This window comes from Metallococcus carri (assembly GCF_011440275.1).
In the GTDB taxonomy this organism is placed as follows: Bacteria; Actinomycetota; Actinomycetes; order Actinomycetales; family Dermatophilaceae; genus Metallococcus; species Metallococcus carri.
Window position 1 is genome coordinate 421,197 of sequence record NZ_JAAOIV010000002.1, and the last position, 15,977, is coordinate 437,173.

Consider the following 15,977-nt stretch of genomic DNA (forward strand, 5'->3'; position numbering starts at 1 on the left):
CTGGCTTACTCCTGGTCGGACGTGGGGACCGGCGGGCGCCGCTGGACGGCGCCCGCCGGTGTTGTGCGATGGACTAGCTGATGACTACTCAGCCAACCCAGATCTGCGCCAGGTCCGGCATACCACGGTTCGGGTCGTTCTGGACGTTGTGGACCTGCTTGCCGAACAGGAAGTTCGCCTTGCCGTAGTCCGTGGGGACAGCCGGGAGGAACTTCTCGGCGATCTCCTTGTCGATGGCGCTCCACTTTGCGCCCTGCTGCTCGGCCGGCAGTGCCAGCGCCGCGTTGATCTCGGCGTCGAGGCCCTTATCGGCGAGGAAGCCGACGCTCTGACCGGACTTCTGGACCGCCGTGGTGAACAGCGCCGGATAGACCGAGTCACCCTGCGGCCAGTCGTAGCACCAGCCACGCGGGCCCTGGCCGCTGTTGACCTTGCCGTCGGTCTCCGCGATCCGCTTGCGCAGGTCGGTCTTCGGCACGCCCACGTCCTTGACCTTGAAGCCGGCGGCCTGCAGGCCGGCCTTCTTCGCGGCGTTGGACTGAACGGCGATCGGGTTGTTGTTCGCGTAGTAATACGAGATCTCGAACCCGAGCTTGCCCGCGGCCTGCAGCATCTGCTTGGCCTTGGCCGGGTCACCCTGGCCCTGACCGGTCAAGCCGTTCACCGGCGCGTACTTGGTGAAGCCGGGGACCTGCGGGCCCATGTACGACGTCGCCGGGGCGTAGGTGAGGGAGTTCTCGCCTGCCGCCTTGCGGATCTGGTCGAACGGGTAGGCCACCGCGTAAGCCTTGCGGACCTCGAGGGGCACCTTGCGGGTGTCGAGGTTGGAGTAGCTCACGCACGGGTCCGGGCCGGTCACCAGCTGGCTGGAGTTCTGGCCCTGCACCTGCGACAGCAGCGACGAGTCGACCGAGTCCCAGTTCAGGGTGGTCGCCGAGGTGCCATTGCTCGCGAGGATCGCCCGCTGGGTCGGGATCGCGTCGACACCGAACTTGAAGTCGTACGCGTCGACGTACTGCCGGCGAGCCGGGTCGCTCTTCGGGTCCCAGTTGGGGTTCTTCTTGAGCTTCAGCTCCTGGCCCTTGGTGTACTTGTCGAACATGTACGGACCCTGAGCGAGCGGGTTGGTGCCGTACTTCTCCTTGGTGTCCTTGCCCTCCGGGATCGGGGACACCTGGCTGAACGCGGCGTAGTAGGGCAGCGTCGGCCACTTCTGCTTGAGATGGAAGACGACCGTCTTGTCGTCCGGCGCCGAGGCACCGGCGAATGGCTTGCTCTTGTCCTTGAACGGGCCCTTGTAGGTGTCGCCGTCCTTCAGATAGGTGTTGACATAGGTCGGGCCACCGGCGAGTTCGTCCTGCGCGAACGACCGCTTGACGGCGTAGACGAAGTCGGCGGCCTTGATCGGGCTGCCGTCGGAGTACTTCAACCCGTCCTTCAGCGTGAAGGTCCAGGTCAGGCCGTCCGAGGACACCTTGCCCAGGTCGGTGGCGAGGTCCGGCACCAGCACCGACTTACCGTTCTCGACCTTGTAGGTGGTGAGGCTACGCAGCACCAGCTGGCCGAGGATCGCACCGGTGTCCTGGTAGTAGGACTCGGTCGGGTCGAAGGTCTCCGGCACCGACGAGTAGGCGACGGTCAGCGTGCCGCCCTTCTTCGCGCCCTGGATGTCCGGAGCCGGACCCTTTGCCGACGGGTCGAGGCCAGCGCTCGCTGGGCCCTCAGAACTGCTGCTGCTTCCTGATTTGCCGGCGTTGTTGGGCTTGTTCGAGGAGGGGCTGCCTCCACAGGCGGCCAGCGAGAGTGTGCCCGCGGCAGCCAACGCGACGACCTTCGTCCAGCGCATGGTGTGTCTCCTTATATCTGCTTCCCGGCCAGCACCGGAAAGGGCTCGAGGTGGCGCGACGGGTGCCGCGCCGGGGGTTTATCGGCGAGTGTTCGGGTTGAAGGCGTCGTTGACGGCGTCGCCGAGCAGGGACAGCGCCAAGACGAGGGTGGCGAGGGCGCCGACCGGCACCCACAGGTAGAGCGGATCGGCCTGGAAGTAGTTCTGCGCGTCGGCGACCATGCCACCCCAGGACGGCGTCGGATCCACCAGGCCGACACCGAGATAGGACAGACCGGCTTCCGCAGCGATGAAGCCAGGAATCGCCGTCGTCAGCGAGACCATGATGATGCCGATCAGGTTGGGCAGCATCTCCTTGAAGAGGACGCGGCGGGTCGGCACGCCGAGCGCCCGCGCGGCCTGCACGAACTCGCGCTCACGCATCGCGAGCACCTCACCACGCACCAGGCGAGCGAGGCCGGCCCAGAAGAAGAAGAACAACACGAAGAGCAGCGAGAAGAACCGCACGGTCGAGATCGTGGACTGGCTGATCGTGAACGGGTTGCCGAACCACGACTGCGCGATCGGCACGATGGCGATCGCGAAGAGCAGGAACGGCAGCGACAGCACGAAGTCGATCAGCCACGAGATCACCCGGTCCACCCAGCCGCCGAAGAAACCGGCGAGCATGCCCATCACCAGGCCGATTGCTGTGGAGATCACTGACGCCAGCGTCGCGATCGCAAGTGAGGGACGGGCGCCATAGACGAAGCGGGCGAAGACATCGCGGCCGATGCGCGGCGTCACACCGAGCCAATGCTCGGAGTTCGGGCCGATGGTGGGGAATCCGTCCGTGTCGACCAAATTGGAGTGCTGAGTGCTCGGATCCTGACCCTCGATGCCCGCGAGCACCGGCGCGAGAAGTGCCATCAGCACGAAGAACACGACGATCACCGCACACACCATCGCGACCCGGTCCTTCTTCAGCCGAGCCCAGGCGATCTGGGTGGGCGACTTGCCGGAGGTGTTGTCCTTCTTGCCCCGGCGGCCGCGGCGGGTGCCGGTGGCCGGGGCCCCCGATGAGGCGGAGGACTCGACGATCGCTTCGTCGGCGCTCTGCATCGGGCCAAGGCTCATGGATCCTCCATCGCGACTGTGGTCGGCTTCTTCCCCCAAGCGGACGGTGCGTTCCGGTGTGTGGTCCGGGTCTCACCGAGACGACAACTTGCCACATGGTTCCCAGATGTCCAGCACCCGGACACGTGTTGTCATCTCATCGTTACCTTCGACATCACCGCGTAACCGCACCGCGTCCGTCCCGTGACCGAAGGCCCCCGTCGTCGCACCCCGCGCTTACTCACGAGTACCCATAACACGCTGTGCCACAACGCCGTTCGCCGCCCCTACCCGCTCGAGTTCCCCCTTCTTCGCTGGTTGAGCAAGCGAGCGACGAAGGAGCGAGCGCGTCGAAACCCGGTGGACGGGTTTCGAGGCGGCCTCCTTCGTCGGCCTTCCTCAACCCACGATGGGCAGGGTTTCGAGGCGGCCTCCTTCGTCGGCCTTCCTCAACCCACGAGGGCGGGGTTTCGAGGCGGCCGCCTTCGTTGGCCTTCCTCAACCCACGAAGGGCGGCGACTACTTCCCGCGGATCAGCTTGCGCAGGTTCGCCCAGCGCTCGCGCAGGTTGCCCTCCCAGCCCCGATCGGACGGGTGGTAGTAGTCCGCCTCGCCGGCGAGGACATCAGGCAGGAACTGCTGCGCACCGACACCGCTCGGCTCGTCGTGGGTATAGCGGTAACCCTCACCGTGCCCCAGCCGCTCGGCCCCGGCATACCCGCTCCCCCGCAGATGAACCGGCACCGGACCCACCTTGCCGGCCCGCACGTCCGCGATGGCCGCGTTGATCGCCGCGTAGCTGGCGTTCGACTTCGGGGCGAGGCAGTTGTGGATCACCGCCTGCGCGAGCGTGAGCCGCGCCTCCGGCATACCGATCTGCGCGACGGCGTGCATCGCGGCCACGGCCGTCTGCAGCGCGGTCGGGTCGGCCATGCCGATCTCCTCGCTCGCCGAGATGACGATCCGGCGCGCGATGAACCGTGGGTCCTCCCCCGCCTCCAGCATCCGAGCCAGATAGTGCAGCGCCGCGTCGACATCGCTGCCGCGCATCGACTTGATGAACGCCGACGCCACGTCGTAATGCTGGTCGCCCGTGCGGTCATAGCGCACCGCCGCGCTCGCCATCGCCTGCTCGACATCCTCGAGCGTGATCGGTGTCGGGGCCTGTCCCGTATGCCGGTCAAGCGCAACTCCCGCTGCCGCCTCCAGGGTCGTGAGCGCCCGCCGGGCATCGCCGCCCGCCATCCGCACCAGGTGAAAGGCAGCATCGTCAGCGAGGGTGAACTGGCCGTCCAGCCCGCGCTCATCGGTGACGGCCGCCGCGACCAACTCGCGAATGTCGTTGTCCCCCAATGACTTCAGCGTGATCAAGACCGAGCGTGACATCAGCGGCGCGATCACCGAGAAGGACGGATTCTCGGTGGTGGCGGCCACGAGCACGACCAGCCGGTTCTCCACACCGGGCAGCAGCGCGTCCTGTTGCGCCTTGCTGAACCGGTGGATCTCGTCGAGGAAGAGCACGGTCTGCCGGCCGTAGAGACTGCGGTCGCGGGTCGCCTGATCCATCACCGCGCGCACATCCTTGACGCCGGCGTTGATCGCCGAGAGTTCGACGAACCGCCGGTCGGTCGCACCGGCGACGAGATGCGCGAGCGTCGTCTTGCCCGTGCCCGGAGGACCCCACAGAATCGCCGAGATCGGTCCGGCGCTGCCCTGCGCGCCCTCGACCAGCCGGCGCAGCGGGCTCCCCGGCTTGAGGATGTCGCCCTGCCCGCGCACCTCCTCCAGCGTGCGCGGTCGCATCCGGACCGCGAGCGGCGGCGTGCTCGCCGCGGACTCGCCCGAATCGGAGGCGGTGAACAGGTCGTCGGACATCGCTGCCACGCTAGTCGTATGACGAGTGGTCCGGTCACGCTGGATGCGCAGCAACTGCGGGCGCGGGTGGGCGATCACCCGTTCGTGCGCTGGGAGATCGCACCGGACTTGTTGCGCGAAGCGTGGGCCTGGGGCGAGGCGACCGCGTTCCTGCGCCAGCGGCACTTCAACCGCCGGATCGGGATGAACGTCCTCGGCCCGCTCGGCGACGTCGACCGGTTGCTCGGGCTGCTGGCTCAGCGTGGCCTGCCCAGCGAGGTCAGCTCGCTCAGCGTCGAGCGCGGTGCGCTGGCGGCGGCCGAGCGACATTTCGACCTGCTGCCCGGTGGCGACTGGGACTGGATGTGGACCACCACCCTGCCCCCGGTGCTCCCTGGCGAGGCGCTGCTCGTGCCGCTGAACGACTCCGCCGATGCGCGAGACATCTTGGCGCTCAACGAGATCGGCAATCCGACCGCCGAGTCGCGACCGGGTGAGGGTGTCACCGAAGCATGGGTCGGCGTGCGCGAGGACGGGCGGCTGCTCGGGGCTGCGGCGATGCACCGCACCGGTGCGGGTGCACCACATCTGGTCGGCATCGTCGTGCATCCCGATGCGCGCGGCCGAGGTCTCGGCGCCGCCATGACCGCATCGCTCACGCGTCGTGCGGTTGAGTCCGATGGGGTGTGCACGCTCGGCATGTACGCCCACAACGACGTCGCCCGCCGCCTCTACCACGGCCTCGGCTACACCACCGCGGTCGAGTGGGCCTCCCGCAGCCTCTCCCCGAAACGTCAGTAGTTCTCCGCGAAGCGTCAGTAATGCCTCGCGAAACGTCACTAGATCTCCGCGAAACGTCACCAGATTCTCGCGAAACGTCACTAGTTCCTCGCGAGACGTCAACACCACCCACCCGAAGGACGGAAACGATGAGCGAATTCGACGACGCAACCACCCTGGTGAGCGCCGAATCCGACGGTGGCACAGCGCGATTCACCGCCACGATCGATGACCGCTGGCGCATCGGCGAGGCGGTCAACGGCGGTCTGGTGATGTCGCTGCTTGCCAAGGCGGCCACCTCGCACCCGCAGCTGTCCGCGCTGCCGGACGCGGTCAGCCTGGCCGCGGTCTTCTCCGCACCCACTGCGCCGGGACCCGCCGAGGTGACGGTGCAGATCGTCCGGGCGGGGCGCCGGTTCGGATCCGTCGCCGCAACGCTGTCCCAGGACGGCGCCGAGCGTGCTCGCGCGCTCGTCACGGTCGGAGACCTCAGCGTGTCGACGACCGACCCGGTGGTCATCGAGCCGCCGATCGAGCTGCCCGATCCGGACGACTGCCTGCGCACGAGCGAGGCCCCCGTGCTCACGCATTCGACGCTGCTGCAACGGATTAGCCTCGCGCTCGACCCGACCACCACCACCTGGGCCGAGGGCAAACCCGCCGGCCGCGGCGAGATGCGCGGCTGGTTCGAGTTCACCGACGGCCGCGAGCCGGATGCCCTCAGCCTGCTGTTGGTGCTGGACGCCATGCCCCCAACCGCCTTCGACCTCGGCATCATGGGCTGGGTGCCGACCGTCGAGTTCACCGGCCACGTGCTGCGCCGACCCACACCCGGCCCCCTGCGGGTGCGCACGCACACGCCATACGCCGCCGGCGGCACGCAGATCGAGGACGCCCAGATCTGGGACAGCAGCGGAGCCCTCGTCGCGGTGGCCCGCCAACTCGCGACCTACCGACCACCGCAGGACTGAACCCACTCGGCATACGGTCGAGACAACACCGACGCAACGCCCAGGAGGAACGATGAACGAGCAGAACGCACCCGTCGTGATCGTCGGCGGTGGCCTGGCCGCCGCGACCGCCGTCAGCTCCCTGCGCGATGAGGGGTATGCCGGGCCGATCGTGGTCTTCGCCGCCGAGGATCACCTCCCCTACGAGCGGCCGCCGTTGTCCAAGGGTTACCTTCTCGGCAACGACGAGCTCGACGCGGTCTATCCCAAGGACGAGCAGTGGTATCGCGACAACGACGTCGAGGTGCGCACGGGCACGCGCGTCACCGCGATCGACCCCGAGGCGCACACGGTGACCGCCGACGGCAAGGAGGAGGCCTACAGCGCGCTGGTGCTGGCGACCGGGTCGCAACCGCGTGCGTTCGGGCTCGCCGATGACGCCGGCGGGCCGGTGCACTACCTGCGCACCATCGAGGACTCCCAAGCACTGCGCACGCTCTTCACCAAGGGCGCAACCATCGGGTTCATCGGGGCCGGCTGGATCGGGCTGGAGACCGCGGCCGCCGCGCGCAATGCCGGGGCTGAAGCGATCGTCTGGGACACGGTGCCGGTGCCGCTCGCGCGGATCGTCGGCGAGGAGGTCGGTGAGCTGTTCGCCCAGTTGCACCGCGAGCACGGCGTCGACCTGCGGCTTAACTCCACAATCACCGGCATCCGGCGCGACGGCGACCAACTCGTCGTCGAGACGGCGGACGGGTCGACCAGCGTGGATGCGTTGGTCGTCGGTGTCGGGGTGACGCCAGACGTTGCGCTGGCTGAGGCGGCCGGCATCGCGACCGACAACGGCGTGCTCGTCGACGAACACCTGCGCACCTCGGCTGCCGATGTTTACGCCGTCGGTGACATCGCGAATGTCGACCACCCCACCTTGCACCGCCGGGTGCGCGTCGAGCACTGGGACACCGCGATCAAACACGGTGAAACCGTGGCGAAGAACATCGCGCGCGGTGATGCCGTGGCCGATGACCTGCCGTATTTCTTCACCGACCAGTACCAGCTCGGCATGGAGTATGTCGGCGACCCCGGCCCCGAGGGTTTCGACCGGGTCGTGATCACCGGCGACAAGGAGGGGCCGGTGGGTGACCGGGTGTTCCGGGCGTTCTGGTTGCGCGGTGACCTGGTGGTGGCGGCGATGCATGTGAACGACTGGGATGCCATCGACCGGTTGCGCGAACTCGTCGGCACCCGCGTCAGCGACGCCGACCTCGAGCGCTAACCCGCGAAACGTCACCAGTTCCTCGCGAAACGTCACCAGTTCCTCGCGAAACGTCACTAGTGCCTCGCGAAGCGTCACCAGTTCCTCGCGAAGCGTCACAAATGCCTCGCGAAACGTCACAAATGCCTCGCGAAGCGTCACCAATACCTCGCGAAACGTCACTCGGCGCCGAGCGGGCAGTTGTCGCCGCGCGAGCGGGTGGTTGTCGTCAGCCGGGATAGCAGGCGGCGATGCGATCGAGCGTTTCGCGGACCCCGCCCTCGCCATGCCGGATCCGATGGCCGACGCCCTCGACCCCAGCCCGCGCGGCAAACCACCGCGCCCGGTCGGCGAGGGCGAGGTCGCCGCCATACGCCGACAGCGCCGCCTGGAACGCCCGCTCGCCGAAGTCGAAGAGCACGAGCGCGAAGTCGCGGGCCGGGTCATCCGCGGCCGCATCGCTCCAGTCGATGACCCCGGACAGCTCGCCGGATTCGCCGACGAAGAGGTGATCCTCGCCGAGATCGTTGTGCACCAGCACCGGCGGGACAGGCGCAGGCAGTGGCCGCGCGAGCACACTGTCGATCAGGGCGCGATCGGCCGGCGCCAGAGGCAGGTCGGCAACCGAGGCCGCCGCCCGCGCGTGACCCACCCGGGCCGACCACGTCGACAGATCCACCGGTATGGCGGTCACGGGCACGTCGTGCAGGTGGCGCAGGAAACGCCCCACCGAAGCTCCAAACACCTCCGGGTCGAGGGTCGGCACGGTGGCCGCGACCGCACCGGTGACCAGCGGTCCGATGGTGACCCCGGCAGGTGGGTCGGCCCATGTCACTGACGGGATCGTGACCCCGGCATACGATGGAATTGCGTTGAGCAGCAAGCGATCTCGCGTGACAGCCGCGGCCCGGGCAGACGGGGTGACCAACAGCGAGACTCGCATGAGCAGGTCGTCGCCGAGGGCGTAGCCGACGTTGTCCCAGCCCGCACCGAGACGGCGCAGCGGCAGCCCGGCATACCGGTCGGGCAGCAGCCCGCGCGGGTCGGTCGGCTCGGGGCGCCGCGACGAGGGATCAGGCAGGAGAGTTACCCGAGGGCAGGTCGGCGCTGGTGTTCGGGGCGTCCGTCGTGATGTTTTCTGTCGCGCCTCTTCCCCTCACTGCGTTCGTGTCCTCGTTCGGGTCGGCGCTCACGACGCGGGGCTTGGCGTCCACCCCTGCCTCCTTGCGCTGCTCCGGCGTGATCGGGGCGGGCGCGGCGGTCAGCGGGTCGTAGCCACCACCGGACTTCGGGAAGGCGATGACCTCGCGGATCGAGTCGGTGCCGGCGAGCAGCGCGACGATGCGGTCCCAGCCGAAGGCGATGCCGCCGTGCGGCGGGGCGCCGAACTGGAAGGCGTCGAGCAGGAAGCCGAACTTCTCCTGGGCGTCCTCCGGGGACAGGCCCATCACCGAAAAGACGCGCTCCTGGATGTCGCGGCGGTGGATGCGGATCGAGCCGCCGCCGATCTCGTTGCCATTGCAGACCATGTCGTAGGCATAGGCGAGCGCCGAGCCGGGGTCGGTGTCGAAGGTGTCGATGAACTCCTTCTTCGGCATGGTGAAGGCGTGGTGCACGGCCGTCCAGGACCCCGACCCGACCGCCACGTCACCGGAGGCGACCGCGTCGGCGGCCGGCTCGAAGAGCGGCGCGTCGAGCACCCAAAGGAAGGACCAGGCGGAGGTGTCGATCAGGTCGCAGCGACGGCCGATCTCGAGCCGGGCGGCACCGAGCAGCGCACGCGACGGCTTGGTCTCGCCGGCGGCGAAGAAGATGCAGTCGCCGGGCTTGGCGCCGACGTGCGAGGGCAGCGCGGCCTTCTCGGCGTCGGAGAGGTTCTTGGCGACCGGGCCGGTGAGCTCGCCGTCGTCCTGCACCAGCACATAGGCCAGCCCCTTGGCGCCGCGCTGCTTGGCCCACTCCTGCCAGGCGTCGAGCTGGCGACGTGGCTGCGACGCTCCGCCGGGCATCACCACGGCACCGACATACGGCGCCTGGAAAACCCGGAAAGTGGTGTCCGAGAACAGATCCGTGCACTCGACGAGTTCGTTGCCGAAGCGCAGGTCGGGCTTGTCCGAGCCGTATTTCGCCATCGCCTCGGCATAGGTCATCCGCGGGAACGGCGTCGGCAGCTCGACTCCGATGACTCGCCACAGCGCCACCGCAATCGCCTCGCCGAGCTCGAGGATGTCCTCCTGCTCCACGAAGCTCATCTCGATGTCGAGCTGGGTGAACTCCGGCTGCCGGTCGGCGCGGAAGTCTTCATCGCGATAGCAGCGCGCGATCTGGTAGTAGCGCTCCATCCCCGCGACCATGAGCAGCTGCTTGAACAGCTGCGGGCTCTGCGGCAGGGCGTACCACGAGCCGGGCGACAGCCGCGCGGGCACCAGGAAGTCGCGGGCGCCTTCGGGCGTCGAGCGGGTCAGCGTCGGGGTCTCGATCTCGACGAAGTCACGGTCGGCCAGAACGGAGCGGGCAGCGGCATTCACCTTGCTGCGCAAGCGAATTGCGTCACCCTGGGCCGGACGGCGCAGGTCGAGATAGCGGTACTTCAGCCGCGCTTCCTCACCCACGGTCACCCGCTCGTCGATCTGGAAGGGCAGCGCCGCCGAGGGCGACAGCACCTCGATCCGGTCGGCGACGACGTCGACCTCACCGGTCGGCAGGTCGCGGTTGACGTCCTTGGGGTCGCGCGGCTGCACGGTGCCGGTCACCTGCACGCAGTATTCGTTGCGCAGGTCGTGCGCTCCCCCGGTCAGCACCTCGTCGCGCGCCACGACCTGCACGATCCCGCTCGCGTCGCGCAGGTCCAGGAAGGCCACGCCACCGTGATCACGACGGCGGCCGATCCAGCCGGTGAGGGTGACGGTGGTGCCGGCGTCGGACGCACGCAGCGTCCCGGCCTGGTGGGTGCGAAGCACGTGGATTTCCTTCGAATCAGCGGGTATGGCGGTCTGGTCGCCCGACCGTGCAGTCTACGGGGGTTCCGCGGTCGCCTGATGCGGCACCTGCAGACCCCAACCTCACTTGCATGCCGAAACCCCACTTGCATGCCGTGATCACCGCATGCAAGTGGGTGCGTGGCATGCAAGTGGAGCCCCAGGCATGCGAGTGGCCGGACCGCCCGCAGGCGCCCGGCCGCTATTTCGCGCGAGCGAGAGCCGCGAGCGCCTCGGCCTTGGTCGGCGGCGGGGTGCCCGGGTCCATGTCGGCGAAGTTGGCCACCGCCGCCTCGTAGCTCATCCCGGCCTTCATCGCCTGCACCACCGCCGACGCGAGCACCGGGTCGGTGATCGGCCGGCCGTCGCTGTACTGCGACGCGCTACTCGAGCCACCGAATAACTGCCCGACGCCCTCGGTGGAGTCGCCGCCCTGCAGCGCGCCATACCCGATGAGACAGGCGACCAACGCGCCGACGCCCGCCGCCTCCCTGGTGACCTTGTTCATCGTGACTCCCCCGATCGAGCGATCCGCGAGGCGGATCGTGAGACGAAATGTAGACCCCCGCGACCGCCCGGGGAAGGACCGTCAGGCGTTCTCCTTGCGGAAGACGCTGGTGGCCCACCACATGCCGAGGACGAAGAGCACGACCGACCACCCCAGACCCCAGGCGATATTGCTCGAGCCGAGCTCGCCGCCGAAGGTGTCGCGGACGCCGCTCACGATCCACGCTGGTCCCTACGACTTCCGGGGCGAACCTGGCAGTTGGCGACCGCGGGACGACGACCCGGGCTGGCAGATGGCGCACGACCGGCGCCGCTACCGCGCGTTGATCGACGGCGACTAAAGCGCAGACGCGACCGGCCCGGCATACCAGCCGCCCACTACCCTGGCGGCGTGTCCAAGGTTTTGAACTCCCTGCCCGTCGGCGAGCGCGTCGGCATCGCCTTCTCCGGAGGTCTCGACACCTCCTGCGCGGTCGCCTGGATGCGCGAGAACGGCGCCATCCCCTGCACCTACACCGCCGACCTCGGCCAGTATGACGAGCCGGACATCGACGGCGTCCCGGGTCGCGCGACGCAGTATGGCGCCGAACTCGCCCGCCTGGTCGACTGCAAGCGGCTGCTGGTCGAGGAGGGGCTGGCCGCGGTCGCGTGCGGCGCCTTCCACATCCGCAGCGCGGGCCGCACCTACTTCAACACCACTCCCCTGGGCCGCGCAGTGACCGGCACGCTGCTGGTGCGCGCGATGGCCGACGACGCGGTGTCCATCTGGGGCGACGGGTCGACCTTCAAGGGCAATGACATCGAGCGGTTCTACCGCTACGGCCTGCTCGCCTACCCGCAGCTGCGCATCTACAAGCCATGGCTGGACGACGCCTTCGTCACCCAGCTCGGCGGCCGCAAGGAAATGTCGGAATGGCTTGTGGCACATAACTTTCCGTACCGCGACAGCACCGAGAAGGCCTACTCCACCGACGCCAACATCCTCGGCGCGACGCACGAGGCCAAGCGCCTGGAGCACCTCGACACCTCGATGGAGATCGTCGAGCCGATTATGGGCGTGGCGTTCTGGGACGAGGGCGTCGCGATCCCGACCGAGGACGTCACCATCGGTTTCGAGCGCGGCCGCCCGGTCACGATCAACGGGCAGTCGTATGACGATGTGGTCGCCCTCATGCACGAGGCCAACACCATCGGTGGCCGGCACGGCCTGGGCATGTCGGACCAGATCGAGAACCGCATCATCGAGGCCAAGTCGCGCGGCATCTACGAGGCGCCGGGTATGGCGCTGCTGTTCATCGCCTACGAGCGGCTGGTCGCCGCGATCCACAACGAGGACACCGTCGCGGCCTATCACAACGACGGCCGGCGCCTCGGCCGGTTGCTCTACGAAGGTCGCTGGTTCGACCCGCAGTCGTTGATGCTGCGCGAGGGTTTGCTGCGCTGGGTCGCGTCGGCGGTCACCGGCGAGGTCACGCTGCGGCTGCGCCGTGGCGAGGACTACTCCATCCTCGACACCACCGGGCCGGCGTTCAGCTATCACCCGGACAAGCTGTCGATGGAACGCACCGAGGACGCCGCCTTCGGCCCGACCGACCGCATCGGGCAGCTCACCATGCGCAACCTCGACATCGCCGACACCCGCTCCAAGCTCGAGCTGTATGCCGAGCAGGGCTCGCTCCCAGCCCGCGAGAGCGAGCTGGTCGGTGAGCTGGAATCCGGTGGGGCACAAGCGATTTCAAGCAACCCCTCGGCCGACGCCGACGACGACGCCCTCGACCGGGCGGCGTTCGACCTCGGCACCGACTGACCCTGACACCCGCTCCCGGCGTCCCCGTGCGCCTCACAGCCTGAGCACCTCACACCCGTAGTAGAGGAATCCGCTCGCTACAGCCGCCGAATCCCTCTACTACCGTTGTAGAGACGCCGACGCGCACCCACACCCGTAGTAGAGGAATCCGGTCGCTATTGCCGCCGGATTCCCCTACTACCGATGTAGCGACTTCTACATCGGTAGTAGAGGGCAGCGGTTGTTATAGCGACCCTCTCGCCCCTCCGACCACGCCTTGAGGGACCGACGGCGGCCGGAGCGACGGCAGCCGGGGCGACGTGCGCGCGGGCTGATTACGATCGGCGGGTGACTGTTTCCACTGCTGACCTTGTGCTCGGAGCGATGTACTTCGGCACCCGCAACGACGACAAGGAGTCCTTCGCGCTGCTCGACCGCTTCGTCGAGCGGGGCGGACGCACTATCGACACCTCCGATTGCTACGCCTTTTGGGCCAGCGGCACCGGTGCGGGCGGCCAGAGTGAGGCGGTCCTCGGCAGGTGGCTCGCCGCGAACCCCGGCATACGGCAGGAGCTGGTCATCGCGACCAAGGTCGGCATGGAGCCCCAGGTGCCTGGCAAATTCGATGTGCCACAAGGACTTTCGGCACCGGTGATCGAGCGGCAACTGGCGGCGTCGCTGGAGCGGCTCGGCCTGGACCGGGTCGACCTCTATTGGGCGCACGGTGAGGACCGCCGCGTCGATTTGGCCGAGACGGTCGCCGCCATGGGCGCCGCGGTGCGTGCTGGCCAGGTCGATCGCCTCGGCATCTCCAATCACCCCACCTGGCGGGTCGAGCAGGCGCGCGCCCTCGCCCGCGAGCAGGGTGTCGAGCCCTTCACCGCGCTGCAGCTGACCACGTCATACGTGCGACCGCGTCCGGACACCCAGGTGCCGGGCAAGGATCATCGGTTCGGGTTCGTCACCGACGAGACGATCGACTACCTGCAGACCCATCCGGAGCTGGAACTGTGGGCCTATTCCCCGCTCGTGCAGGGCAGTTACGACCGAGCCGACCGGCCGTTCCCGGACGTCTACGACCACCCGGGCACGACGGCTCGGCTCGCCGAACTCTCTTCTGTCGCAAGCGAACTCGGCGCCACCCGCGGCCAGGTCGTGCTCTCCTGGCTGCTGCACTCCACGCCGCAGGCGCGCCCGATCGTCGGAGTGAGCACGCTTGAGCAACTGGACCAGGCATTGGCCGCCGCGGAGCTGCCGCTGAGCGCCGATCACCTCGCCAGGCTGGACGCCGCACACTGACCCGGTGGGCGAGCCCGCACCGTCGTTTGTCAAGGTGGACCCTCCGTCTTTTGTGCTGACAGAGGAGTCCGTATGTCGTCGGCGACCACCTCGCCGAATCGGCAGGGCGCCACGTTCCTGGGTCATCCCCGGGGCCTCGCGACCCTGTTCAATGTCGAGCTGTGGGAGCGCTTCTCGTACTACGGGATGCGCGCGATCCTGCTCTACTACCTGGTCGACACGGTCGCGAATGGTGGTCTGGGAGTTGAGGATTCGCTCGGCCAGGCCGTCGTCACGATCTACGGCGCGGCCGTCTATCTGTTGTCGATCGTCGGCGGCTGGGCGGCCGACCGGCTGATCGGTGCGCGGCGCTGCGTGCTGTATGGCGGGGTCGTCATCATGGCCGGTCATCTGTGCCTCGCCGTGCCCGTGGCGGCCTTCTCCTGGCTGGGCATAGCGTTGGTCGCCCTCGGCACCGGCCTGCTCAAGCCGAACACCGCAACGATGGTCGGCCACCTCTACACCGCGCGCGATCCGCGTCGCGACAGCGGCTTCTCGATCTTCTACATGTCGGTCAACTTCGGTGCCTTCTTCGCGCCCTTCGTCGTGTCCTTCCTGCGCAACCACTGGGGCTATCACGCCGGCTTCACTGCTGCCGCCGTCGGTATGGCGATCGCGCTGGCGCTCTTCGTGGTGGGGCGGCGGTCGGTGGCTCGCGAGAGCGACGTCATACCGAATCCGTTGAAGGACAACGAAAGACGGCGTGTACCCCTGCTGATCGGTGGCTCGATCCTGCTGGTCGTGGCCCTGGTCGGGCTGGCCAGACTATGGCGGTCCAGCCTCCTTGAGGCGTCGATCGACGCCATCTCGTTGTTGAGCGTCATCGCCTCGGTCGGCTATTTCGTGGCGATGTTCCGCAGCCCCAAGGTGACACCTCGCGAGCGCAGCCACCTGCGGGCTTACCTGCCGATGTGGCTGGCGGCGGTGTTCTTCTGGATGATCTTCGAGCAGGCGGCGGGCAAGATGGCTGACTTCGCCGCCAACCGCACCGACCTGTCGCTCGGCGGCCTGCACGTGCAGCCGGAGTGGTTCCAGTCGGTCAACCCGGTGGCGATCGTGCTGCTCGCGCCGGTCATGGCGGCCCTCTGGTCGCGGCGCGCGGGCCGCTTCCCGTCGACGCCGGCGAAGTTCGCGATCGGCGTCGCGCTCGGCGGTCTGTCGTTCGTGGTGTTGTCGGCTGCCAGTGCCCACTATCGCGGTCCGAGCGCACCGGTCTTCGTGCTGGCGGGTGTCTTCCTGATCCAGACGCTGGGCGAGCTGTGCCTGTCACCGGTGGGTCTGTCGGCGACCAGTGCGCTCGCCCCCGTGGCCTTCGGCAGCCAGGCGATGTCGCTGTGGTATCTCTCCTCCGCGACCGGGCAATCCCTTGCGGCACAGCTGATTCGGGCGATGGCGGGATTCTCCGACACGCAGTTCTATTTGACGCTCGGGCTGATGGCGCTCGTCGTCGGCGTGCTGCTCTTCATCGCCGCGCCCTGGGTGAACCGCCACATCGTCGACGCCGAACCCGCCGCCCGTTGACCGCGACACGCCGAAGAACACCCCACCCCCGGCGCGTCCCCGTCGCCCGTTGACCGCGACACGCCGA

General features: G+C 68.3%; 13 protein-coding genes. 6 read left to right on the forward strand and 7 right to left on the reverse strand.

The genetic code is table 11. The annotated features are described in order from the left end of the window. Positions 1-88: 88 nt before the first annotated feature. From G9U51_RS04450 to G9U51_RS04460, 3 genes are all read right to left on the reverse strand, one after another. Positions 89-1,846, reverse strand: coding sequence for an ABC transporter substrate-binding protein (locus G9U51_RS04450; RefSeq protein WP_166193756.1), 1,758 nt, complete (start codon positions 1,844-1,846; stop codon positions 89-91). Between the two features lie 78 nt (positions 1,847-1,924). After that, positions 1,925-2,962: an ABC transporter permease gene (locus tag G9U51_RS04455; RefSeq protein ID WP_235945443.1), complete on the reverse strand. Its 1,038-nt coding sequence runs from the start codon at positions 2,960-2,962 to the stop codon at positions 1,925-1,927. A gap of 498 nt (positions 2,963-3,460) precedes the next feature. Then, positions 3,461-4,816, reverse strand: a complete 1,356-nt coding sequence (locus G9U51_RS04460; RefSeq protein WP_166193758.1) for a replication-associated recombination protein A — start codon at positions 4,814-4,816, stop codon at positions 3,461-3,463. A gap of 18 nt (positions 4,817-4,834) precedes the next feature. Between G9U51_RS04460 and G9U51_RS04465 the strand changes: the two genes are divergently transcribed. From G9U51_RS04465 to G9U51_RS04475, 3 genes are all read left to right on the forward strand, one after another. After that, positions 4,835-5,596: a GNAT family N-acetyltransferase gene (locus G9U51_RS04465; RefSeq protein ID WP_166193760.1), complete on the forward strand. Its 762-nt coding sequence runs from the start codon at positions 4,835-4,837 to the stop codon at positions 5,594-5,596. A gap of 128 nt (positions 5,597-5,724) precedes the next feature. Then, entirely contained in the window at positions 5,725-6,546 is an 822-nt protein-coding gene (locus tag G9U51_RS04470; RefSeq protein WP_166193762.1) for a thioesterase family protein, read from the forward strand. A gap of 52 nt (positions 6,547-6,598) precedes the next feature. Beyond that, positions 6,599-7,801, forward strand: a complete 1,203-nt coding sequence (locus G9U51_RS04475; RefSeq protein ID WP_166193764.1) for an NAD(P)/FAD-dependent oxidoreductase — start codon at positions 6,599-6,601, stop codon at positions 7,799-7,801. 208 nt (positions 7,802-8,009) lie between these two features. Here the strand turns inward: G9U51_RS04475 and G9U51_RS04480 are convergent, their stop codons facing one another. The 4 genes from G9U51_RS04480 to G9U51_RS17600 all read right to left on the reverse strand — a co-directional run bounded on the left by G9U51_RS04480 (position 8,010) and on the right by G9U51_RS17600 (position 11,482). Beyond that, the gene (locus tag G9U51_RS04480; RefSeq protein WP_166193929.1) at positions 8,010-8,861 is read right to left on the reverse strand and encodes a phosphotransferase family protein; all 852 of its coding nucleotides are present in this window, start codon (positions 8,859-8,861) and stop codon (positions 8,010-8,012) included. Continuing rightward, positions 8,854-10,740: an aspartate--tRNA ligase gene (gene aspS, locus G9U51_RS04485; RefSeq protein WP_166193766.1), complete on the reverse strand. Its 1,887-nt coding sequence runs from the start codon at positions 10,738-10,740 to the stop codon at positions 8,854-8,856. The genes G9U51_RS04480 and aspS overlap by 8 nt, the downstream gene beginning before the upstream one ends. 220 nt (positions 10,741-10,960) lie before the next feature. Next, a complete protein-coding gene (locus tag G9U51_RS04490) occupies positions 10,961-11,266 on the reverse strand; it encodes a hypothetical protein (protein WP_166193768.1) in 306 nt (101 codons plus the stop codon). An 81-nt stretch (positions 11,267-11,347) separates the two neighbouring features. Continuing rightward, positions 11,348-11,482 (reverse strand): hypothetical protein, encoded by a 135-nt coding sequence (locus G9U51_RS17600; protein WP_268921469.1) that lies wholly within the window; start codon positions 11,480-11,482, stop codon positions 11,348-11,350. Between the two features lie 174 nt (positions 11,483-11,656). Between G9U51_RS17600 and argG the strand changes: the two genes are divergently transcribed. The 3 genes from argG (at position 11,657) to G9U51_RS04505 (ending at position 15,910) form a co-directional block, all read left to right on the forward strand. Then, entirely contained in the window at positions 11,657-13,072 is a 1,416-nt protein-coding gene (argG, locus tag G9U51_RS04495; RefSeq protein ID WP_166193770.1) for an argininosuccinate synthase, read from the forward strand. Positions 13,073-13,399: 327 nt separating this feature from the next. Then, positions 13,400-14,350 carry an aldo/keto reductase gene (locus tag G9U51_RS04500; protein ID WP_328823306.1) on the forward strand — a complete coding sequence of 317 codons (951 nt, stop codon included), beginning with the start codon at positions 13,400-13,402 and terminating at the stop codon, positions 14,348-14,350. Positions 14,351-14,422: 72 nt separating this feature from the next. Beyond that, positions 14,423-15,910, forward strand: coding sequence for a peptide MFS transporter (locus tag G9U51_RS04505; RefSeq protein ID WP_166193772.1), 1,488 nt, complete (start codon positions 14,423-14,425; stop codon positions 15,908-15,910). Positions 15,911-15,977: the final 67 nt, after the last annotated feature.

Bases quoted from the DNA above. Each gene is read 5' to 3' on its own strand.
- G9U51_RS04505 (WP_166193772.1), top strand. From the start codon at position 14,423: ATGTCGTCGGCGACCACCTCGCCGAATCGGCAGGGCGCCACGTTCCTG.
- G9U51_RS04450 (WP_166193756.1), bottom strand. From the start codon at position 1,846: ATGCGCTGGACGAAGGTCGTCGCGTTGGCTGCCGCGGGCACACTCTCG.
- G9U51_RS04465 (WP_166193760.1), top strand. From the start codon at position 4,835: ATGACGAGTGGTCCGGTCACGCTGGATGCGCAGCAACTGCGGGCGCGG.
- G9U51_RS04455 (WP_235945443.1), bottom strand. From the start codon at position 2,962: ATGAGCCTTGGCCCGATGCAGAGCGCCGACGAAGCGATCGTCGAGTCC.
- G9U51_RS04470 (WP_166193762.1), top strand. From the start codon at position 5,725: ATGAGCGAATTCGACGACGCAACCACCCTGGTGAGCGCCGAATCCGAC.
- G9U51_RS04460 (WP_166193758.1), bottom strand. From the start codon at position 4,816: ATGTCCGACGACCTGTTCACCGCCTCCGATTCGGGCGAGTCCGCGGCG.
- G9U51_RS04475 (WP_166193764.1), top strand. From the start codon at position 6,599: ATGAACGAGCAGAACGCACCCGTCGTGATCGTCGGCGGTGGCCTGGCC.
- G9U51_RS04490 (WP_166193768.1), bottom strand. From the start codon at position 11,266: ATGAACAAGGTCACCAGGGAGGCGGCGGGCGTCGGCGCGTTGGTCGCC.